The following is a 20,928-nucleotide window of genomic DNA, read 5'->3' as shown; positions in this document are numbered from 1 at the left end:
CACTACATCTTTACCACTACCCTCTCTACTCCCTACTCCCTACTCCCTACTACCTACTCCCTACTCCCTACTCCCTACTCCCTACTCCCTCCGCTATTGTGTTAGAGCTTGAGTTTTAATCAACTCATTGGCACGACGCAAAACACCATTAATAAAACGGTGTCCCTCTTCATCACTGTAGCGTTTAGCCAGTTCCACTGCTTCATTAATTGCGACTCGGTCTGGGATACCTAAAAACGAAATTTCCGCCACAGCCATGCGCAGAATATCCCGGTCAATACGAGGTAAGCGCTTCAGTTGCCAATCTTTAAGGGCTTGGTTCAACATCTGATCAATCTCAAGCTGTCTACGACTGACAGCTTTGAGAATTTCTAGGGTATAGCTACGGACTTCAACCGTATTAGACAACTGGACAATTTCGGGAATCTCTACCGCACTTCCCAAGTGATTGATCGCTTTCTCAGTTAACTCAATTGCATCCGTTACCATTGCTCTAGCACTACGTACATCAGTAGCGCGAGTTTCACTTTCGAGAATGCGATCGCTACCCCGTTTCAATTCAGCCGCCGCCGTTTCTAAAGCCTCTTGAATTTCTCCAGTCAGGGTACGAATAGCCGCCAGCACCAGATTATTCAGTTGTTGTGTATCCAACCGCTCTGGTGAGTTGGGCATCTGAGAGATGCTCAAAAGAGCCAGTTCACGGGCAATTCTGCGAGGTTGCATTTTTTGTCCTTAGCTAATTTTGTCCTTTTACCCAAAAAGATTAGGTTTCTTCTGTTGGCAAAACCTGCTGTATCATCTCAGGCAATGGTTCTTCCAATGGTTGCTTTTCAGGAGGCTGCTGTAGGTTAATTGGGATTCCCGGGTTATCTGGGCTAACAATTCCACCTGAGAGCAATACTTTAAAGGCATCTTCGATGGACATCGAAAGATTAATGACGTCCTGTTCAGGAACCATAGCATACCAGCCACTGGTGGGATTAGGAGTAGTAGGTATGAAAACGCTCAACATCGGGCGATTCATGTGGGATTGGAGTTGTGCACTGACAACACCTGTGACGAAAGCGATCGCCCAGACTCCTTGGCGAGGATACTCTACCAAAATCACCCGACTAAACTTAGTTTTAGAATCCTGTAAAAGGGTTTCCAAAATCTGTTTAAGGGTTTTGTATACTGAGCCAGCTAAGGGAATCGCCTGCAATATTTTCTCACCCAAATCTAGCAACCACCGTCCAACAATGTTGCGTGCCATTAAGCCAATCAGCATAATAAATAGTAGTGGTACTGTCAGTCCCACTGCTAAATTTAGCAGATTTACTAAGATGGGGTGGAGATTATCAAAAGGGTTAATTTGTTTGGGAATTCTAGTTAAAAAATTTATCACCCAGTTGGCGATTGTAATCGTCAACCAGATTGTGGTAGCCAGGGGAATTACCACTAGAATCCCCGCAATTAGGTCATTTTTTAGATCCTGCTTCAAGCCCTCGAACACAGAGCACAGATTCTCCTTTTTATAACTGAATAAAATTTTTGACTAGCCACCTCAATTCCCTACTACTCTTCCAACTTTTTATGTAAGCATTCAGCCTAATGCCGTCAGCGTATTTTATTCATCAGCCGTCAGCGTATTTTATTCAAAAGCTGTTCGGTGTAGAGTGCGCTATGGGCATAAACTGTTCCGGTAGCGTTGCTACAGGCCTTTTGGCTGATACGCGACACGCTAATAGCTGATACGCGACACGCTGATAGCTGATAGCTTACCTTGTTATAGCCACTTTTTTTGGAGTGGGTGAAAAAATGCCAAGGTGGATATAGCCGTTATAGACTAGTATACCTCAGTTCGTTCTAATCAATTTACTCGCCTATGAGAATGAGACAGGATATAGAATTCAGTTTTCATCATAATAATTCAGCTATGTTAGTGGGACTATACAGAACGATTATTAGATTCTTTCGAGGATTTCAAGGGAAAAATTCCTTGACAATCAATTAATCTGACTCGAATATCCTGACTTTAGACTCCTCAATGGTCGGATAGTTGGTTATATTGCGCATAGGCGCACGCTACAGACACTAATTTTAAAGTAGGTGGAGTAGGAGTAAAGCGAGGTTGCTTTCACCCATGGTAAGCTATATCATAGGGAAAACCTAAGCTGCACCCATTAACTGTTCTCAATAGTTAACCCTAGGCATGGCGACCCATGGCTAACATTCTCCCTCCTGATCTTTTTTGGTTTTGGAGAATAAATACTTTAAAGGTAAGTTTTAACAGTGGAATTACACCTGTTTTCCCTTGCCGTTCTAGAGTTTGGAGCTGGCTTTAGCTACTCCAAATCTTGTTTCTAGATACTGCCACAAAACGGTAGCCCGTTTGCATCAATCTAGAAGACCACTTCCAAAGTCTGGCGCTAGTTAATGCTTGACAAGATGAAGAAGATGATGACATTAGGGCGTTATACCCATGACTAGATTTTAACCAGCACTAGCTATAGGGTTATTACTGGCATGAACTAACATCAGACCAGCTTTTTCCCTTTGACCAGACTAATCGGTATTATTGTTTACATATTACCAGAGATAGATTAACAAAGATAGAGAATCGGAATTGACACTCCTCGGTGATTAGACGCGGGGATTGCTGCTACCCAGTTTTACTATGAAATGTTAGATTTATCAGTTAGTTAGCAAATTCAGTTAGTTAGCCAATGGTATAGTAATCTCTTTGATTCTACCCTAATCTGACATCAAGACTACTAGGATGAGGATGAAGTGACCTGGGTAGCATCAGAGTCTTTTGAGCCTTGGGAAGTTGAGGGCATGACACGGCTACAGGGAGGGTGCATGGGATGCTTGAGTTCCCAAAGTTTGACCAATATCAGATACTCATAAAATGCTTGTAAGGTACACCAGGTAAACCCGGCTTGACCATCCAGGAAGCCTCCCAGTAGGAAATACATGTATATAAAACGCCATACAGGTCGCCAGGGCAAGCGTAAGGACAAGTTTTTGAGGGCACGGCGTCTTTCTACTTCCGAACGCCCAAAAAATAGGTCTGCCCACTCAACAGTTCCTTGCTCCAACTGGCGCAAGGTTTCGATAGCTTCGTCGGTAGAGTAGCGATTGTGTTTATCAATCCAACGGGTAAATCCCTTACTGTTGGTGTAGTGAGGATATGTTTCTTTGATGAAACCAGTCGGTCCATCACATACTTCCCGTTCCGTATGACCATAATCATCAAACCAAACCTTTTCCTTACGAAACAGCCGTAGTTGGTAACGGGGATACTGAGTAGAGTAGCGAATCCACCGATTCATGAACATGACCCGCTCTGCAACGTAATAAGCCACATGCTCCTGTCGTTGTATTGCTCCCTGGCATTCGGCAAATAACTCAGGGGTCATGCGTTCATCAGCTTCTAGGATATAGACCCATTCGTACTTGGTGGGGACTTCCTTGAGCATCCAGGTGCGCTGACGTCCGTGACTTTCAAAGGCGTGCTGCACAACTCGCACCGGATACTGACTAGCAATTTCTACAGTGCGATCGCTACTGATTGAATCTACGATAATCACATCGTCCGAGAGATTGGCTGACTCGATACAAGCAGCAATATCTAGTTCTTCGTTGTAGGTCAGGATATAGATCGAGAACATGTCAAGGGGATCATCATCAAAAATCTGGTCAGGGTTAAAAGTCTCTACCCTACTAAGCTTGGCCACGACGGGTTACTGGTGTACTTCCCAACCCTCGCAATCCGGTCCAGCCAATGGCAATATAGCCAATTGCTAGGAGTAAGCTACTCAGACCAGTTTTAATGCCCAGTTTTAAAGCTTCAGTGGTGGCTCGTTTCTCTAGTTGAAGTTTCTGACTACGGATTTGGTTAATATTCTGCTCTACTTCTTGATTGAGCACATCAGGGTTTTCCTTAATTGCCTGCAATTGTTGTCTAACTCTGTTAGCTTGAGCTTTGGCTTGCTCAAGCTGTTGTGCTGGAATCCTACCACTTTTAATGGCTGCGTCTAAATCGGCGAGTTTCTTTTCTACCTGGGCTATACCCTGAGGACTTTTGAGAAGTTCAGTGACTTGCTGAGTGCGGTTTTCCAGTTGAACTTCGGCGGTCTTGGCTCTTTGGTTAATTTGTTCTAGAGCCTGGGAACTTTGCAAACGAAGGTTATTGAGATGTAGGGGTACCATTAGCAGAAAGACCAACCCTAGAAAACTAGACAGACACAGCACCCAAAATCTGATATCTTGAACCGAAGATTTTGGCTCTGTGGTAGCGGTAGCAGCACTTTGAGCAATCCAATATCCAGCAAATAAAAACCCAATACCGACCATAGGGATAATGCCTCGGTCAACAACTTGGGTAGCAAAGTTCAACTGCCACTCTGGCTTTAACAGGCTAGCTCCCTGTGGGGGAATTGCCAAAATTATGTAATCCAAAAGAGAGGAAACGATCATTATCAGCCCGACAACCTTAAGAGTCAGAGCAGTAAACGAGGAATAAACAGAATTAGTATTCATGGGCTATGAAGCGCGATTAGTAGATTAACTTAATCATCAACTTGGGGACTTGACTGAGTAATCCCTCCTCAACTTACTGGCTTACTAGTTTTTGTAGTACTCAATAAGTGATCAATATAAGAGCACGAAGGCCAACCCTGGCGCTTTGCCCATATTAACCTATGGCAATCGAGAATCCTAACTCCAACATCCTTTGCTGGTGTTAAGTTTTAGACGGGAAGTCCCGCGCTCTACCTTTTAGGTGAGCGTCACGAGCCTTAGCCATTAACCATTAACCATTAACCATTAACCATTAACCACTAATCAAGGTGTTAGGATAATTTCTGGTATTCTTCCTGAATCAGGTAAAGCGATCGCACTAGCTGATTAAAGGTAGTCTTGTGGATGTAGTGTTCCTCGGCAGACAGGTTTTATGAACAAAGTGGTTGAAGTTGTACCGGATAAAGAAGCTTTGATTAGGCGAGCTGTTGATGTTGTCCTCACTAAAATCCAAGGAGCAATCCAGGCTAACGGTCGGTGTACGATTGCCCTTGCTGGCGGTAGCACCCCCAAGCCTTTATATGAAGCGATCGCTACCTTTGACCTTGCCTGGAATAACATTCATGTGTTTTGGGGTGATGAACGCTATGTTAGTCCCGAGCACCCCGATAGTAATCAAAGGATGGCTCGTCTTGCCTGGTTAGACAAAGTCGATATACCAGAGGCTAACATTCACCCCATGCCCACCGACGGCTCTAGCCCCGCTGCTGATGCGGAAAAACATCAAGCTCAACTGTATGAGTTTTTTGGCATACCAGTAGGAGAGTTTCCTGGCTTTGATGTAATTTTGTTAGGCATTGGTGATGATGGTCATACTGCTTCCCTATTCCCCCATACAGAGGCTCTGCAAGTAAAAGACCGACTCGTTACAGTTGGCAACAAAGATGGTCAACCACGAATCACCTTTACGTCGAGCTTGATTAACCATGCCAACTGCGTTATGTTTCTGGTTGCTGGTGCTGGCAAAAGAGCAGCCCTAGCTCAAATATTTGCCCCCGAAGCTGATCCACAAACCTATCCAGCTCGGTTGATCCAGCCCCAAGGAGAACTTTGGTGGCTTCTAGATCAATCAGCAGGTGAAGATTTGAAACATTGACAAGCGCGGAAGTGTCAAGTGTGAACGATGAAGTGGGAAACAGTTCTATCCAGTTACTGAGAAACTATTATAGTTTTAGCTTCCGGCAAAATTCATCCCACACTCATGGCGTAGCATTGAGATGTGGGATGAATTTTGCACAGGGTATGCATGGAATTGCTATAATATATTTACTGATAAACAAAGCCGTTCCCGTAGCGTAGCCTACGGCCTTAAATGCTGGTTTGTCAGCACAACAGTCTTAAGAAAAAAGACCAATAAAACAGAGCGGCAGCGATGCAGCGCGGTCTTGGGTAGCCAGTGCTGTCTAGGGGGTTCCCCCCATGAGCAATTGGCGTGGTTTCCCCCGGAGACGAAACCTTAGATAGTGGAGCCTTTATAGTTAGCAGGTTATGCAGAAAAGGGTTAAATGTTTTTTAATAAGGCGACCCTATCTTACGGTAACTTCAAACCACTCGCGCTTTGCATCAATAGAGGGCAGTCCGTTCAAAAAGCCCAGCGCCTCCAAAGCAATAGCTGGATTGGCGCTTGTTTCCCACACTGACTCTTTGAGTTCAGTGTGGGAGCTGTCACGGGAGTATGTTATATTTTTAGGGATTTTGATACTTAATTAGGGTGACTTGCCTGGAAGCCTTTTGTGTGGAAGCCTTTTGCCTTATATGCTCCCACTGTAGCTTCAACCCGCACCAATTCCAGGTCTTCTACAATAGGCGAGCAGTAGTTGAATGGGGCACAGGAATTACGTCTAATTTTCACGGGATCATAGTCCAAGTCTAGTGTAGTCTAATCAGCGAGAAGGTTGCTCGATTAGATACCAGCAAAAAGAACCGAACAGTAACTTCAATCAAGTCTATTACAAGCGGAGCAGGAAGTGTTCCTGACAATAAAACGCGCCATGAGTAAATCCAGTTATTGATAATTCTATAAATCATAGTACCTCGTTCGCGCAGAGTCTCCAAAGGAGAAAGAAGCTCTGGTAGCCTTAAGAGGTGCATTAAGCCTACACTTGCCCGATCGGGAAGTGTATGATCGTCACATTATCTGAAACTAGATAATAGCTGTTAAAAATAATAAATTAAAGTTCTATGATTGTTTGCCCTAACTGCAATCACCAAAATCCGGAAGGGGCTACCCAATGTGAAGCCTGCTACACTCCCTTACCTTCCACTACCAGCTGTCCTAACTGTGGTGCAACAGTTCAGACTGATGCCAGCTTCTGTGGTCAGTGTGGATTTCACTTGAATGTGGGTGCCAATATGGAGAAAGGGGAGAAATCAGGGTCAAACTCTACCCCAGAGATACCCGACTTGGTATCCCCAGACCCACTTGTTGAACCTATACCGATGGCTATGAATACTCAAGTCCCCGATCCAGCATCCAATCCTATCAGTTCTGATGATGCTGAATCTACCACCGCTATGCCAGCTACGGTCGTTAATCGAGCCCTCAACTCAGAAGCATTTCAACCGCAGAATCCTGACTTAGAAACCCTGCCATTGCCCCTGCCTACCGTTGGCAATTTAGGGTTTTCTCAGGAAGAATCTAGCCAAAACTCACCCTCACCATCAATACCAGAAACTGACTTAGAGAACCCACCACCGCCCCCTGTACCCGATAGAGGTAGTGCCCAAACTCAGTTGCAGGTAATCTCAGCTCAACTGTTGCATATGCAAACCAATACAACAATTGAGTTACCGCAGCATATATCAGTGATTCATATGGGTAAGCCCAATGATAAAATTCCACCGGATATTGATGTCTCTGGTTTTCCTGACTCAGACATTGTCTCTCGCATTCACGCGGATATCAGAGTTGAGGGGGATACCTACTATATTGAAGATGTAGGCAGCTCCAATGGCACTTATGTCAACCACACCTCTCTAGCACCAGGCAATCGGCATCGGCTAAGAACAGGCGATCGCATTAGCTTGGGGAAAGGTGATAAAGTGACATTTTTGTTCCAAAGTTCTTGAGTTGCCGGTGCTAGGTGCGTGTGACAGCTGGTTGTGCAAAATTGATCTGGGACAAAGCCCCGACCTAAAGCGCTAGCTAGGTCGGGGCAGTTTACTAAAGGATGTTTCAAGAGAGGGCTTATAGCCAATTGCAGACCTTCCTTTTAAGTGATAGCCTGAGATTAATAATTCACAATGGTGGCACTCTCCTAGATTGCCCCTTCTACTAAGGTCGTCTATAGTCATAGTGTTTACCAAAAAGTTTGGGTAATCGCGCCCCGTACTTCTAGGACGGCTTTTCCGTCGGATGTGATAGAATAAAAGCATAAGCAATAAACTTTTTCTCAGATAGGTATTATCTAATCATAAGTAGACAACGTAAAAAATATGTATGAGATACGTATTGCGTAATTTGGTCTAACGACTACAACGTCTATGAAAAACTTAGATAAAAAAGTATAAAGGTGCGTTTTCCGTCGGCGAATTAAATTCGCTACGGGTCGCACCCTGTCTATTCCTATAAAAAAGGTACGGTGGGGCACACCGAAACCTAGATCTATGATCTAAACGCTTGGGGAGAAAAGTCCTCTACTTTTTCTGACTCCGGTTTGAAAGAGCCACGACGAGTCGTAGAGCCAAGAATCCCCGTTCTTTTAGGACGGGGAGTGTCAAAGTAGATTCTATATTAATATAGGTGTGCCTTAATTGGGGTGCATGTAAGTCCTTGTAAATCTAAGCAGATATGACTAACTCTGGCAGCCGTTTTGGCTGTATAAGCAAGGAAATCCCACGTCATGTCGGTGGGGGATAGTTAACAGTATCAGGCCGTGAGGACAAAATCCTTGAAAGATGTGACACCGGCGATTACCCTAACCCTACTGCATCCTCTCCAGTCTGTGCCTGTTCAAAGTTGGCCCTTTGAAACAGAATCAGTGATTCGGATTGGCCGGTCAACCGATAATCATGTTATTCTCTATAGCGCTGTAGTTTCCCGTCACCATGTAGAACTACGGCGAAATCCTAATGGTTGGGAAATTATCAGTTTAGGTGCCAATGGCACCTACATGGATGGCAAGCGGATTACCCAAATGCCGGTTATCCATGGGATGATTATTCGTCTAGCTAGTTCCGGTCCGAAAATTCAGATTCATATTAATAGAGAAATGCCTTCAGCAAGGCTGAAGACAATTTTGGATAAGCGTGCCTCTGAAGGAAAGCGGAACATAAATTCATCGAATAATACGTTGATAAATGCCGAAAGCACCCAATCCGATCAAACTGAGTCAACTGAAATGGAAGATTGAACTTTTATGGTAATTGGTAATTGGTAATTCGTCATTAAAATAGGACTTACCCAAAACTGGGGGCTAAACGCGCTTATTTAGTAGGAACCGACGCCGTGGCTTCCTACTGGGGTAGCCAGATTAATTTGATGCATTAGAATTATCCTCCTCTTCTTACCATTTAACCTTTTTCGTCTTATATCAAGTCAGGTTTCGTCTTATATCAAGTCAGGTTTAATACCCATAATTAGAGGGAGGGTGATACCCACCCCTAACCCCTCCCAGGAGGGGAATATGGGGAGATGGGGAGATTTTTATTAAGGGTAATTATCCCTACATGATATTACTCTATATTAGACAATTTTAAGCTGGCCACGCCACTACAAGTAAGGTTAAGTTGTTCAGCATTTAGATTGGGATACCTAAATTCCTCAAAGGGAACAGCGGATCTGGGAATAACCAATTTAAATGCACATCAGCTTACTGCGTCAGTCCTGTAAAAAAAACTGTGATAGTTGCGGGATATAATGTACATCGGTTTTAAATTCGGTCAGGTACAAATCTCTGGGTTTTAGGGAGCAGGGAGCAGGGAACAGGGAATAGGGAACAGGGAAAAAATTTTGTGTACCTCATAGTTGTGAAAAACGCTGTAATTTGGAAAACTATAAGTCACTATAGACTTGATTTCGCTTGAAATTATTGCTAGTTTTAAAATATTTAAATTGAGTATGTTTTTAAATAAAAAACCTGCTTGATATTGGTGTCAATTATAGCTCATCTATAGACAGATTGATATGCTGTCCAGTTGACTACTGATCATTGAAGCTTGTTGGTTAATTGTTAAGGGACAATTAACTATTAACTATTAACCGCAAAGGGATATCAATTAATTCAGTAATTCAAATTATATAGCGCGTCGTGCCGGAGTGGTACAACTTAGATGAAGTATAAAAATTAGAAGTCAGGAGTCATAAGTGATAAGTTGAAAACATTGGCTTAATTTCAAATCTTAGATAAGAAAGCGATTATTGTACAAGAATGATTGAGAATTGCTATAGTAGCATACCTTCAAGAAATAATAAATTTAAGTTTAACCTATTCTTTGACAAACCTTAACTTTTGTTGACTAAGATCAGCGCAGACGAAGAGGAGTTAGATGTGTTCATCATTAAGATTTTATTGGTTGCTTTAGTGCAGCTACTACTTGGGGATTTCCTTTCTACTTTTGTGTACCATGTCCCTGAGCACATTTTTGGTAAATTCCATGCCATAGTACACCATAGTAAGAATCGTAGCTTCATTCACTATGCTGTATTAACTAAGAACCCCCTGGTAATCCTTGATGGTTTCGCAGGTGCCTTTCCTTATTTGATGTTTGTGCCTTGGTTCTGGCAAATTTCTCCTCTAGGAACTATCTTGGGACTAGTCTTGGGTGAGCTTCATGTGATCTGGAGGCATGTTTCTGTGATGGAGTGGAAAACTCCGGAGACCCTAGAGCGCTTTTGCAACTTCTTGTGCATTACTACTCCAGAAAAGCATTGGCTTCATCATCAGGATGCCACAGTTGCTTATGGGGATATCTTCACATTTTACGACCAACCAGCCCAAGCCTGGTATAGGTTTTTGATGTCAGTTAAGAAGAAATATAAACTAAGTAGGGATAAATCAAGTTAGGATGCTGGCTGTTGACTGTTTACTAAGTAAATGTTAAAGTCAACCCTGGACGGTAAACAGTCAACGGTAAACCAAAACTATTTTGCCTACCCATTATCAAGAGCGTTTAATAGAGCTTTAGAAGCTACAGAACTTATAAACAATGCCTCTAACCCAAAAGGCCTTTCACGGAATATCCCAAGACGGACAAAAACAGCGACAGCGGCTGCGTTGGTATTCAAAGGGGGAAATCATTCCTTTGGTTGCACCTGGGATCTGGCAAGTCTGTCAAGGTATTGTTCAACTGATTGACACTCCCCGCCCTGGAAGGACGGGGATTCTTGCTTCCACGGGGTGACTTGTTATCCCTTGCCGGAGCCAGGAAAAATAGAGGTCTCCTTGGAGACGAAACCTTAGAATAGTGGAGCCTTACTACAAAACCTTTCCCCTATGCTGCATAACCGACCGACTATAAAGGCTCCACTATTCTTACGGTAACTTTAAATCCACAAGCGTATTTAGTCTTCCGACTTGGGTTTCGGTGTGCCCCACCGTACCTTTTCAAAATCTATTTAACTAGATACTTTTTTATCTAAATCTTTCATAAACATTTAAGTCGTTAGACCCAATTACGAAATATGTACGCTCTACATATTTTTTACGTTGCCTACTTATGTTTAGACAGTATCTAGCTACTACAGTCTATTGATTATACTTTTAGTGTAGCACACAAGGTGCCAACTTTCAATCCCATTGTCTCTTAGAATTGCCGTCGAACGAAGGACGGGGCTTTAGACCCATTTTTTTGGTAAAATTAACCTTGATGGAGAGGAAGTGCTACTAGGTTGGGCATTGCCCGATACCTCCTTCCGGATTGGGTTGGCTGCTCTAGACACCTATCAGGCTCAAGCTTTATCCGAAGTGCATCTTAAATGGTTTTCGATGATTGAATTGGAAGCGTCCCCTCATCTATCTCATACCCTATTCAATCAGCTAGGTCACAGGATACAACAGACAGAAGCACTTTTAGCGATCGCTGGACTGCGCCGAGTGGAAGACCGCTTGCAGCAGTTATTATTCTTGTTGAAACAGGAAATGGGGGAGCCAGTTCCCTCGGGAACTCGCTTGAGTGTGCCCATGACCCATCAGAATCTAGCTAATGCCATCGGCACCTCTCGGGTCACAGTGACTAAAACTCTAGGAGAACTCCATAACCGTGGTGTGATTACATTTGACAGAGACCGTCACATCATTGTCAAACATGGTATAATATGTAATAATTTCTGAAGCTAACTTGAAGCTAGTACTGAGTGCTGATTAGTGTGCTGATTACTGATTTTGTCAGTGTGGCAAGGGGTTTTTAGGCTTTGTTGTCAGGTTTGTTGCTTGTGCCTGACTCAAAAGTACTTGTGTTGCTCAAAGCGCTTCATGCTCGGTCGTGCAATGAATTTCACTGGTCTGGGAGTTGCAAGCGGGAAAAGTGGTAAATAGCAACTCTGAGATCGGAATAGTAAAATAATACTAAAATTAAGTGGTATAAATATAGATTCATAGCTGAAAAGCAGTTATTTATGCCTCTTGATAAATTAGTTTTAGAATTCTTAAGAAACCCCCTCTTCCAACTGGGAGGAGAGTCTGTATCTATTCTCACCATACTTCAATTAATATTTTTATTTTTAACGGCTAAATTTATAATTCAAGATTTCAAAAAAATCCTGAATTATAAACTCCTTAATAAGCTAGTTAATGATCCAAAAAAAAGAGAGTTTATTTCTAAATTAATTAGTTATATTATTTTACTTATACTGGTATATATTATTGATGAACAAGGTGGTTTAGAACTCATTGAATTCACCATTTTTAAAGTAGGTAGTACTGAATTATCTATTAAATCACTAATCAAATTAGTACTATCTTTAATGATAGTAATTTTTCTTGCTAGTAGCCTAAAAAACTTTCTCAAACAACAGCTACTTCCCCAAATGGGGATTGACGAAGCTAATCGAGCAGTCATCGCTACAATCATCAGCTACGCATTTGGGATATTAGGCATTGTAATTGTTCTGAATAATAACTTTGAATTGGGGTCATTAGCCGTTATTGCTGGTGGCTTAGGGGTTGGAATTGGTTTTGGACTACAGGATATAACTAAAAACTTTATCAGTGGTGTGACATTACTATTAGAACGAACAATAAGAGTTGGTGATTTCATTGAATTTGATGGGTTATCCGGATATGTTAAAGAAGTCTCCATGCGGTCTACAATCATCCGCACAAGGGAGGGGGGAGATGTAGTAGTTCCTAACTCTCATCTGGTGGAAAACCGAATGCTTAACTGGACTTTTGACAGCTATAAAGCCCGTATACACATACCTGTAGGAGTCGCTTACGATAGTGATCCAGTATTAGTGACAGAAGTCCTGTTAAAATCTGCTTATTTAGAACCATCCGTCTTATCTGAGCCGACACCAAGAGTTCTTTTTAAAGGGTTTGGTGATAGTGCTTTAAACTTTGAACTTCGGGTATGGGTCAATCGAATTGATCAAGAACCTTTTATAAGAAGTTCTTTGAATTTTATTATTGAATATAATTTACGTCAGCAGGGACTCTCAATTCCTTTCCCTCAAAGGGATTTCTGGCTGCGCAACCCTGAAGCCCTGATGGGGAGAGAGATTCACCGCCAAAATCTTGAAACTATTGAAGAAACTATTGAACAATCAACTCAGCAGCCATTCAAAGTTAAAACACCTAGACCTTTAGCTTTACGTGACTTACTACGACAGGTCGATTATTTTAAAAATTTTACTGAATTAGAACTAAGACAATTAATTGAAATTGGATACCGAAAGCGCTTACGTGCCTCAGAGATTTTATTTCATGAAGGGGACCCTGGAGATGCGTTTTATATTATCCTAGCTGGTTCTGTCGAAGTCTTTGTAGAGAGGATTAACAAAACTCTTAATAGTCTTCAGGCAGGTCAATTTTTTGGGGAACTTTCGTTAATGTTAGGCGTACCAAGAACAGCATCAGTTAGAGCGTTAGAAGAGTCACTATTATTTGTAATTAGCAATAAAGGTTTTAAACAACTATTGCAGGACTATCCAGATCTATCTGAGATCATTGTCCAGGAATTAGGCAAGCATCAGGAAGAATTAGCTGAGCGACAAAAACAGATGCGGAAAATGGGGTTGTTGGATGCAGCAGAAGATGACAGAAATCTTGTAGCTTGGGTTCGCAAGCGACTCAAGAGGCTTTTTAGTCTTTAATAAGCTGTTCAGCATTTAGATTGGGATACCTAAATTGCTCAAAGGGAACTTCGGATCAGCGGATCTGGGAACAGGGAAAAACCAATTTAAATGCGCATCAGCTTAGCAGGATCAGTTTGTTGAGTGTTGAGTGTTGAGTATTGAGTGTTGAGTGTTGAGTGTTGAGTGTTGACAGTATGATGGAATCAAATGTCAACAGAAAACTATTTAGCTTAGCCGTCACCAAACCTTATTTATGGCTAAACCGAAACCAATTCCAGCGATTACTCTGCCACCAGCTGCAAATCCTGAGCAGGAAGGTGAATGGTTACGAGAAACTCTTGCGCAATGGCTAGATCAAGAGTTTCTCCCAGAAGCAATTAATCAAACGATTGCACAACGAGCAGCCCAGATTTTCGTCCGTCAACGGATGGAAGGAGAAAATGATTTGGGTTCACTTGTGATTGCTATTGTTACAGAAATGCAGTCGTTTGACTTTCGAGAAAGTTTTTACGGCGAATTTGCGATCGCTAACGCTGTCAGTGACCTACTCTTACAAAGTCTTGGCATTGACCGCTGTTGTGGGCAGTAGATGTTTCAGGTTGAACGCGAACGCGTGGCCTATTGGCCAAGGTTTTAAGGTTGAAAGTTCCCAGAGCGTCATGCAAGGGCCCGTTGAAGCTCAAGGCAGAGTGGCTATGCTCCTCTTCAGTAGGAAAACCCTAAGGGTAGACTCGGGTATGTCAGACAACCTAAAACCTTCAACCAGTTAACCTGCAACCAGTTAACCTGCAACCAGTTAACCTGCAAACAATTAACCTACCAGCTTGATTTAACCACACCTGGCAATAGACCTTGGTGTGCCCATTCCCGCAAGACATGGCGAGATAGTCCAAAGTCTCGGTAGTAACCTCGAGGACGCCCTGTAACCCAACAACGGTTCCGCACACGGCAGGGGGCGCTGTTGCGGGGGAGCTGTTGTATTTTCCGGTGGATCTCTAACCTTTCTCGTTGAGTCGCAGCATTTTTAAACTCTTCCTTGAGCGCCTCCCGCTTAGCTGCGTACTTTTCTACCATTTTTTTGCGCTTTTTTTCGCGCTCAATCATTGATTTTTTAGCCATTAATTCTTGAAATTCTATCTAAAAACAAGACACTGTCTTTTTATCTTATCCGATGAACTTAATCAGAGGCTGGTACAGTAGCGTTAGTTTTCCAGCTATCTGTTGTAGTAGTCGTTTGTAGTAGTCGTTGCCTCAGCCAGATCGGCACTGGTACATAAGTCCGCCAAAACACAAGCATCACAATCAGGTTTTCGGGCTTTACAAATTGCCCTACCATGATAAATCAGCCGAATCGACCAGTTTTCCCAATCCTCCTGGGGCAAAAGCCCCATTAAATCTCGCTCAATCCTGATCGGATCGGTGTGTTCTGTCAATCCTAAACGCTGACTCAGGCGCTTGACGTGAGTGTCTACCGTGACTCCCTGGTTAATACCATAGGCATGGGCAAGTACTACATTGGCGGTTTTACGAGCAACTCCAGGCAACTTGAGGAGTTTGTCCATTTGTTTCGGTACCTGACCACCGTATTCCTTAACAATCATGCGGCAGGCACCTTGAATATTTTTCGCCTTATTACGATAAAAGCCAGTAGAGCGCACTAAAGTTTCCAAGACTTCTATATCAGCACTAGCGATCGCAACAGCATCAGGAAACTGGCGAAACAACCCTGGTGTTACCTGATTCACACGTTCATCGGTGCATTGAGCTGAAAGAATGGTTGCCACCATTAACTGTACTGGCGTTTCGTAATTCAGTGTGCAGGTGGCGTCCGGATAGAGTCGCTTAAGGCGAATTAGAATCTCTAGGGATCTTTGCTGCTTGGCAGACCATTTACGGGTAATACTCATGGGTTGGAAGGTTGGAAGGTTGGAAGGTTGGAAGGTTGGAAGGTTGGAAGGTTGGAAGGTTGAAAGGTTGGAAGGTTGGAAGGTTGAACGTTGGCTAGATAAGCGCCAGTTAAAGGTTAGAAGGTTGGAAGGTTGAACGCGCACGCGTGGCCGCAAGGCCAATGTTGAGAAGATCGAGGGTAAATCTCTTCTGAAGCTATACCAGTAAAACCCACAGGATCAACTAACCTAGGTCAATAAATCTTTGAACCTCTAACCTGCAACCTCTAACCTGTAACCTGTAACCTACAACCTGTAACCTCTAACCTGTAACCTCTAACCTGCAACCTCTAACCTGTAACCTGTAACCTGCAACCTGTAACCTCTAACCTGTAACCTCTAACCTCTAACCTGTAACCTGCAACCTACAACCTGTAACCTCTAACCTGCAACCTGTAACCTATAACAACCAAACACGGGTTACTGGAATAAGTTTTGTACCCAACCCAGGTTAGCTGTATCCCGAATAATCAAGAAAACACCTAAACCCAGAAGCAGCACTAGTCCAGTTTGCATAATATTCTGCTGTACTTCCATGGGCAAGGGCTTACCTCGAAGTCCTTCAATCAGTAAGAAAGCCAACTGACCACCATCAAGGGCTGGTAGGGGCAAGATATTAATAATCGCTAGATTGATACTAATCAGAGCTGCAAACTGTAAAAGATTGACAGCGTTGGAACGAGCAATATCGGCTCCAATCGCCACAATTGCCACTGGACCAGACACTTGTTCCGCCGTTTCGCCAAAATTACTCAGTAGCTGACCAAAGCCTTCCAGGGTTAAGACTGTAATGCGTTGATATTCTTCGGCACCACGACTGAATACCTCCAGCAAACTACCAGCACGTTGACGCACTTCTTCTCCATTGGGAGACAGTTGTACACCAATTTTTCCTTTCCCATCTATCCCTGGTTCCGGAATCACCTTTAACAGTAGCGTTTGTTTTTGACGCTGAATCCGCATTTCCAGGGGCTGGTTGGGATGATTTTGAATCGCTTTCATCAGGAAAGTAATCCCTTCCCGGTTTGCTTCCAACTCCTGACCATCTACGGCGAGAATGATGTCTCTTGGTTTGATGCCTGCTTCTGTAGCCACTAAACTGCTTTCTGGGGCAAGTTTAGGCACTACCACACCCGGTTGGTAGTTGAATTGCGAGATGCCAACCATTCCTACCTGAGCCACAAGCAGGAAGTAAGCAAAGACCAAGTTAGCAATGACACCAGCACTAATCACAATTGCCCGGTCTAGAATCGGTCGGTTGCGGAGCAAATTGGGATCATTGGGAGGAATATCGCTATCGGGGTCATCATCAGGAAAACCCACAAACCCCCCTAGGGGAATCGCTCGCACTGCATACTCAGTTTCTGGACCCTGATATTTCCATAGAATTGGACCAAAGCCAAGAGAAAAGCGATTGGCATAGATTCCTTGCAGACGAGCTGCCATAAAATGACCCAACTCGTGAACAAGAATCAAGACTGCCAAAACTGCAATCGCCGCCAAAATTGACATAGAAGTGAATAATTTAATGTAATGTTAACTTCATTTTTCTATTGTATAGGCATTGCAATTAGGCTCTAGGCTCTAGGCTCATGGTATTACAACACGTCTCGCCCCATATAAGGCTGTAAAGCCTCTGGGATCTTAACCGTTCCATCCGGTTGCTGATAATTTTCCAGAATGGCTGACATAGTACGCCCCACTGCCAATCCTGAGCCATTGAGAGTATGAACAAAGTTAGTGCCTTTTTTGCCGGACTCTTTGAAGCGAATCCTACCCCGCCGTGCCTGGAAATCAAAGCAATTGGAACAACTGGAAATCTCCCGATATGTCCTTTGCGAAGGCAGCCAAACTTCTAGGTCATAGGTTGTAGCAGCTGAGAAACCTATATCCCCTGTACACAGTTCTACAGTCCGGTAGGGTAATTTCAAGGTTTCCAAGATCGCCTCAGCATTCTTAAGCAGTTTCTGATGCTCTTCGGAGGAAGTACTCGGATCAACAATTTTCACTAGCTCAACTTTATTAAACTGGTGTAGTCGAATTAGACCCCGGGTATCCCGCCCATAGCTACCCGCTTCCCGGCGAAAACACGGGGTGAAGGCACAGAGATTAATGGGAAGTTGGGATGCTTCGAGGATTTCATCTCGGTAGAGATTCACCAATGGCACTTCTGCTGTGGGTGCTAACCACAAATCATCATCAGAGCACTTGAAGCTGTCCTCAGCAAACTTAGGCAACTGACCGGTAGCGGTTAGGGATTCACTGTTGATCAGTACCGGTGGCATCACTTCGGTATAGCCAGCAGCAATTTGCTGGTCAAGCATGAAGTTAATCAGTGCTCGTTCCAAAGCAGCACCAGCCCCGATCAATGTCACAAATCGACTCTGAGCGATTTTCACCCCTCGCTCAAAGTTAAGAATGCCGAGTTTTTCGCCAATTTCCCAATGGGGGAGAATTTGGAAATCCTTGGGAATGTACTCATCACCCCAGCGATGGACTTCTACATTTTCTGCTTCACTCTTGCCAATCGGTGTGGATTCCCAGGGCAAGTTGGGCAGGGATAGCAAGAGGGTGTTCAGCTGGTCTTTTAGGTCTTTTTCTTCGGGTTCCAGTTCGCTCAACTTAGTTTTGATTTGGTTACCCTCTTCCTTGAGCGACTGAATTTCTGGGCTTTGTGGAGGACTACCCGATTTGATTTTTTGACCAATCAGCTTACCAATTTCATTACTACGAGCCTGCAACTGGGTGCGGGATGTTTCTAGCTCCCGCTGACGCTGATTCAGTTCCAGAATAGGTTGTAGGTCATATTGATTGACACTACGTCGGTCTAGTAGTTCTTGAACCTTTTGTGGATTTTCCCGAATTTGCTTTAGGTCAAGCACGAGTTTTCTCTACTAAAATGGCGCGATCGCATGATCGGTACTCATCTGAGCAACATGGATCTAACTTCACCAATGTGCCACAGTTTTCTTGCCAACGGCAATTAACTTCTGCTGGGAGTCGGGAGTCGGGAGTCGGGAGTCGGGAGTAGGGGAGTAGGGAGTAGGGAGTAGGGAGTAGGGAGTAGGGAGTCGGCTGGTGAGCTGGTGAGCTGGTGAGCTGGTGAGCTGGTGTGAGGTATGTTGGCTAGCGACTGACTCGATTAAATAGCCACAGTGAAATCGCTATGCCAACAAAATTAGCAAAAATAGTGTTGATGTTTGCCTGCACAACAAACAGGTCTATCGGTGGAACATCATTACAAGCCAACCCAACTGAATTTTGTTGCTCAGCTAGAGCTAGGGCTACAAGGCTGCCTATGACTGCAAATGAGCCAATGATGGTCAATAACATTCCTACTAAACTCACAATCAAGCCCAGCCTAATCGTTTGAAGGGTTTGAGCTTTGCTTGGTATGTCTGACCCATTGGCAGCTAGCAGCCGACTAGCGATGCCAGTGTAACGGTAGGCAAAATAAATGCCTATACCTAAAGCCACTAGTCCACAAGCGAAGAAAAAAAGACCGAAGCCGATTCCTCGACCCCCTTGATTGTCAACTTGAGGGCTGGCAAGGACAAACCTTTCAAACAGTAAAATCCCCATAGAAAATACCCCTAGGATTAACTGAGTCCAGAAGGAAATCCAACCGAATCTGCGCAGGGTTAGGGCAATTTTTTGACGAGCTGGTGGGATGGAAGTGTCAGATATTTCTCGCATGGGGGCTGTGTCCCTTGAGTAATCACTTTTGAACCGCCTACCACGCGCTCCGCAACGCGAAAAGACGTAGGGCTAATCTTGGGGTGGAAGCTAAACACCCTTGTTGTCGGTCGGGGGGGTCAGCAACCAACTTTATTGTGACAAGGATTGATCACACTCGCAATTCATCCCCAGCTAAATCGCAGATAAAGCCCTGAGGTAATGTGGGAACCGTTAATTTGCTAAAAAACCTGCCTGAATGGGTCCTATGTGAGATGAGCCACATTAATGGTTCACTTTTGTGTTACACTAACTCCCACTTACACCAACCGCCACTTACACCAACCCCCACAAAAATTATTAAGCTTTAACGGATTTAAATTGTGAATGGCGGTTTATGGGGGGATGGGGAGATGGGGAGATGGGGAGATGGTAGACTGGCTTGTGCACAAGTGGCAAGATCTGAAATTTAAATGGATATTAGCTTAGATATTCATCCCTCCATGCCCCCATCCTTCCATCCGAGATCATCCTCTCTAGCTCGCATCAATGAAATTGGTGTTACTCGTCTGTCTTGTCTTCCTTCCCGATGTTACCCTTGATAGTCGGTAGTTTTGGATAACGGTTTCGAGCAATTATTAAAGTTGATCTTTACTTTTTAGGTGTGTTAAGTCCAAAATTCATTAAACTTTCATCAAATTAGGGAGGTATTTAAACCCTACGCCAGAGATTTTTAAGTTATAAATTGTGATAGCGATGTACCTACCCAGGTTAGTCGTTTCAAGAAAACTCACTGCAAAACGCGCGTGAATTTCCCAGGGTGCCTCCAACCATGACTATTTGCCAGAAAACCCTCTAATCCCATCTAGAATAACTGGGAATTCCAACTACATATGCAGATGAAATTCGAAGATATCTATAGCTTTTTCCAAGATCCTCCGCCCAACTATCTCAATAAAGAATTAGCGGTATGCTATGTGCTATCGGTGTTGTTGCAAGGAGAGTCTTATGGAACACAACTGATCCAACAACTGGAACAAGAATACCCCACCTATCGACTCTCAGATACTGTCCTCTACAGTGCACTGAAGTTTCTTGAAGAAAAACAGGCAATTTCAGCGTACTGGCAAAAAGTAGAAGGAAGAGGACGCCCACGCAGGATGTATCAAATCTGCCCAGAGTGGCAGGAGAAAGCTATAGAACTTGCCAGTTTTTGGCATAACTATATGGCTGAGGAAACAGTGGGGAAATTTCAGCCAAGGACTCCCTGCCACCAGTCTGTTGTTGAGTCAGTTAGGTAGGGAAGTAGCAATTTATTCCAGGGTGCTGTCTTTGAAAACCCTGGTGGCATCCCAGAAGTCAGGTTATGCATTGTTTTGCCCAGATGTGAATTCAGGGCGTGCTACCTGCTAGCCATCTACCCACACCAGCATCTTACAGCCTCTAGCTAGTGGGTACCGACGAGCTAAACTGACCATTAGTGTCTCATACATTGTAAAGTAGTAGCAAAGG

The 20,928-nt window shown here is 43.7% G+C and carries 18 protein-coding genes and 2 pseudogenes; 9 read left to right on the top strand and 11 right to left on the bottom strand.

Annotated features, from left to right (window positions below; genetic code table 11):
- Window positions 1-93: 93 nt before the first annotated feature.
- The 4 genes from nusB to F6K57_RS15700 all read right to left on the bottom strand — a co-directional run bounded on the left by nusB (window position 94) and on the right by F6K57_RS15700 (window position 4,524).
- A complete protein-coding gene (nusB, locus tag F6K57_RS15715) occupies window positions 94-723 on the bottom strand; it encodes a transcription antitermination factor NusB (RefSeq protein ID WP_293028650.1) in 630 nt (209 codons plus the stop codon).
- 40 nt (window positions 724-763) lie between these two features.
- Window positions 764-1,492: a DUF502 domain-containing protein gene (locus tag F6K57_RS15710; protein ID WP_293046021.1), complete on the bottom strand. Its 729-nt coding sequence runs from the start codon at window positions 1,490-1,492 to the stop codon at window positions 764-766.
- 1,261 nt (window positions 1,493-2,753) lie between these two features.
- Window positions 2,754-3,653, bottom strand: coding sequence for a glycosyltransferase family 2 protein (locus F6K57_RS15705; RefSeq protein WP_293028671.1), 900 nt, complete (start codon window positions 3,651-3,653; stop codon window positions 2,754-2,756).
- A gap of 52 nt (window positions 3,654-3,705) precedes the next feature.
- Window positions 3,706-4,524 carry an HpsJ family protein gene (locus F6K57_RS15700; protein WP_293069130.1) on the bottom strand — a complete coding sequence of 273 codons (819 nt, stop codon included), beginning with the start codon at window positions 4,522-4,524 and terminating at the stop codon, window positions 3,706-3,708.
- A 412-nt stretch (window positions 4,525-4,936) separates the two neighbouring features.
- Here F6K57_RS15700 and pgl point away from each other — a divergent pair, with 412 nt between their 5' ends.
- The 5 genes from pgl (at window position 4,937) to F6K57_RS15675 (ending at window position 10,905) form a co-directional block, all read left to right on the top strand.
- Window positions 4,937-5,659: a 6-phosphogluconolactonase gene (pgl, locus tag F6K57_RS15695; protein ID WP_293069128.1), complete on the top strand. Its 723-nt coding sequence runs from the start codon at window positions 4,937-4,939 to the stop codon at window positions 5,657-5,659.
- A 1,085-nt stretch (window positions 5,660-6,744) separates the two neighbouring features.
- Window positions 6,745-7,632, top strand: a complete 888-nt coding sequence (locus F6K57_RS15690) for an FHA domain-containing protein (protein ID WP_293028663.1) — start codon at window positions 6,745-6,747, stop codon at window positions 7,630-7,632.
- 821 nt (window positions 7,633-8,453) lie between these two features.
- Complete coding sequence (locus F6K57_RS15685; RefSeq protein WP_293048291.1) at window positions 8,454-8,915, top strand: FHA domain-containing protein; 462 nt, start codon at window positions 8,454-8,456, stop codon at window positions 8,913-8,915.
- Window positions 8,916-10,016: 1,101 nt separating this feature from the next.
- Window positions 10,017-10,568 carry a sterol desaturase gene (locus F6K57_RS15680; RefSeq protein ID WP_293069125.1) on the top strand — a complete coding sequence of 184 codons (552 nt, stop codon included), beginning with the start codon at window positions 10,017-10,019 and terminating at the stop codon, window positions 10,566-10,568.
- A 142-nt stretch (window positions 10,569-10,710) separates the two neighbouring features.
- Complete coding sequence (locus F6K57_RS15675) at window positions 10,711-10,905, top strand: hypothetical protein (RefSeq protein WP_293069123.1); 195 nt, start codon at window positions 10,711-10,713, stop codon at window positions 10,903-10,905.
- 55 nt (window positions 10,906-10,960) lie between these two features.
- Here F6K57_RS15675 and F6K57_RS15670 read toward each other — a convergent pair.
- Window positions 10,961-11,053: pseudogene (locus F6K57_RS15670) on the bottom strand (RNA-guided endonuclease TnpB family protein); the annotation flags it as partial.
- 328 nt (window positions 11,054-11,381) lie between these two features.
- Here F6K57_RS15670 and F6K57_RS15665 point away from each other — a divergent pair.
- The 3 genes from F6K57_RS15665 (at window position 11,382) to F6K57_RS15655 (ending at window position 14,384) form a co-directional block, all read left to right on the top strand.
- Window positions 11,382-11,834 carry a Crp/Fnr family transcriptional regulator gene (locus F6K57_RS15665; protein ID WP_293069121.1) on the top strand — a complete coding sequence of 151 codons (453 nt, stop codon included), beginning with the start codon at window positions 11,382-11,384 and terminating at the stop codon, window positions 11,832-11,834.
- A 284-nt stretch (window positions 11,835-12,118) separates the two neighbouring features.
- Window positions 12,119-13,813, top strand: coding sequence for a cyclic nucleotide-binding domain-containing protein (locus F6K57_RS15660; RefSeq protein ID WP_293069119.1), 1,695 nt, complete (start codon window positions 12,119-12,121; stop codon window positions 13,811-13,813).
- 235 nt (window positions 13,814-14,048) lie between these two features.
- Entirely contained in the window at window positions 14,049-14,384 is a 336-nt protein-coding gene (locus tag F6K57_RS15655) for a hypothetical protein (protein WP_071104310.1), read from the top strand.
- A gap of 227 nt (window positions 14,385-14,611) precedes the next feature.
- Here the strand turns inward: F6K57_RS15655 and rpsN are convergent, their stop codons facing one another.
- The 6 genes and pseudogenes from rpsN to F6K57_RS15630 all read right to left on the bottom strand — a co-directional run bounded on the left by rpsN (window position 14,612) and on the right by F6K57_RS15630 (window position 19,437).
- The gene (rpsN, locus tag F6K57_RS15650) at window positions 14,612-14,914 is read right to left on the bottom strand and encodes a 30S ribosomal protein S14 (protein WP_008178551.1); all 303 of its coding nucleotides are present in this window, start codon (window positions 14,912-14,914) and stop codon (window positions 14,612-14,614) included.
- Window positions 14,915-15,009: 95 nt separating this feature from the next.
- Window positions 15,010-15,702: an endonuclease III gene (gene nth, locus F6K57_RS15645; RefSeq protein WP_075899393.1), complete on the bottom strand. Its 693-nt coding sequence runs from the start codon at window positions 15,700-15,702 to the stop codon at window positions 15,010-15,012.
- Window positions 15,686-15,745: pseudogene (locus F6K57_RS42000) on the bottom strand (hypothetical protein); the annotation flags it as partial. The pseudogene F6K57_RS42000 and the gene nth, both read right to left, overlap by 17 nt.
- Window positions 15,746-16,161: 416 nt before the next feature.
- Window positions 16,162-17,253 (bottom strand): RIP metalloprotease RseP, encoded by a 1,092-nt coding sequence (rseP, locus tag F6K57_RS15640; protein ID WP_293056038.1) that lies wholly within the window; start codon window positions 17,251-17,253, stop codon window positions 16,162-16,164.
- 86 nt (window positions 17,254-17,339) lie between these two features.
- Window positions 17,340-18,623 (bottom strand): serine--tRNA ligase, encoded by a 1,284-nt coding sequence (gene serS, locus F6K57_RS15635; RefSeq protein ID WP_293069116.1) that lies wholly within the window; start codon window positions 18,621-18,623, stop codon window positions 17,340-17,342.
- 244 nt (window positions 18,624-18,867) lie between these two features.
- Complete coding sequence (locus F6K57_RS15630) at window positions 18,868-19,437, bottom strand: DUF3611 family protein (RefSeq protein ID WP_293069113.1); 570 nt, start codon at window positions 19,435-19,437, stop codon at window positions 18,868-18,870.
- Between the two features lie 878 nt (window positions 19,438-20,315).
- Between F6K57_RS15630 and F6K57_RS15625 the strand changes: the two genes are divergently transcribed.
- The gene (locus tag F6K57_RS15625; RefSeq protein WP_293022147.1) at window positions 20,316-20,717 is read left to right on the top strand and encodes a helix-turn-helix transcriptional regulator; all 402 of its coding nucleotides are present in this window, start codon (window positions 20,316-20,318) and stop codon (window positions 20,715-20,717) included.
- Window positions 20,718-20,928 lie beyond the last annotated feature (211 nt).

The sequence above is a fragment of the Moorena sp. SIO4A5 genome (assembly GCF_010672005.1).
Classification (GTDB): Bacteria; Cyanobacteriota; Cyanobacteriia; order Cyanobacteriales; family Coleofasciculaceae; genus Moorena.
This window is presented reverse-complemented; position numbering and strand designations above follow the sequence as displayed.

Coding starts and splice junctions, on each gene's coding strand:
- nusB (WP_293028650.1), bottom strand. CDS start 723: ATGCAACCTCGCAGAATTGCCCGTGAACTGGCTCTTTTGAGCATCTCT.
- F6K57_RS15705 (WP_293028671.1), bottom strand. CDS start 3,653: ATGTTCTCGATCTATATCCTGACCTACAACGAAGAACTAGATATTGCT.
- F6K57_RS15700 (WP_293069130.1), bottom strand. CDS start 4,524: ATGAATACTAATTCTGTTTATTCCTCGTTTACTGCTCTGACTCTTAAG.
- pgl (WP_293069128.1), top strand. CDS start 4,937: ATGAACAAAGTGGTTGAAGTTGTACCGGATAAAGAAGCTTTGATTAGG.
- F6K57_RS15690 (WP_293028663.1), top strand. CDS start 6,745: ATGATTGTTTGCCCTAACTGCAATCACCAAAATCCGGAAGGGGCTACC.
- F6K57_RS15675 (WP_293069123.1), top strand. CDS start 10,711: ATGCCTCTAACCCAAAAGGCCTTTCACGGAATATCCCAAGACGGACAA.
- F6K57_RS15660 (WP_293069119.1), top strand. CDS start 12,119: ATGCCTCTTGATAAATTAGTTTTAGAATTCTTAAGAAACCCCCTCTTC.
- F6K57_RS15655 (WP_071104310.1), top strand. CDS start 14,049: ATGGCTAAACCGAAACCAATTCCAGCGATTACTCTGCCACCAGCTGCA.
- rpsN (WP_008178551.1), bottom strand. CDS start 14,914: ATGGCTAAAAAATCAATGATTGAGCGCGAAAAAAAGCGCAAAAAAATG.
- nth (WP_075899393.1), bottom strand. CDS start 15,702: ATGAGTATTACCCGTAAATGGTCTGCCAAGCAGCAAAGATCCCTAGAG.
- rseP (WP_293056038.1), bottom strand. CDS start 17,253: ATGTCAATTTTGGCGGCGATTGCAGTTTTGGCAGTCTTGATTCTTGTT.
- F6K57_RS15630 (WP_293069113.1), bottom strand. CDS start 19,437: ATGCGAGAAATATCTGACACTTCCATCCCACCAGCTCGTCAAAAAATT.
- F6K57_RS15625 (WP_293022147.1), top strand. CDS start 20,316: ATGAAATTCGAAGATATCTATAGCTTTTTCCAAGATCCTCCGCCCAAC.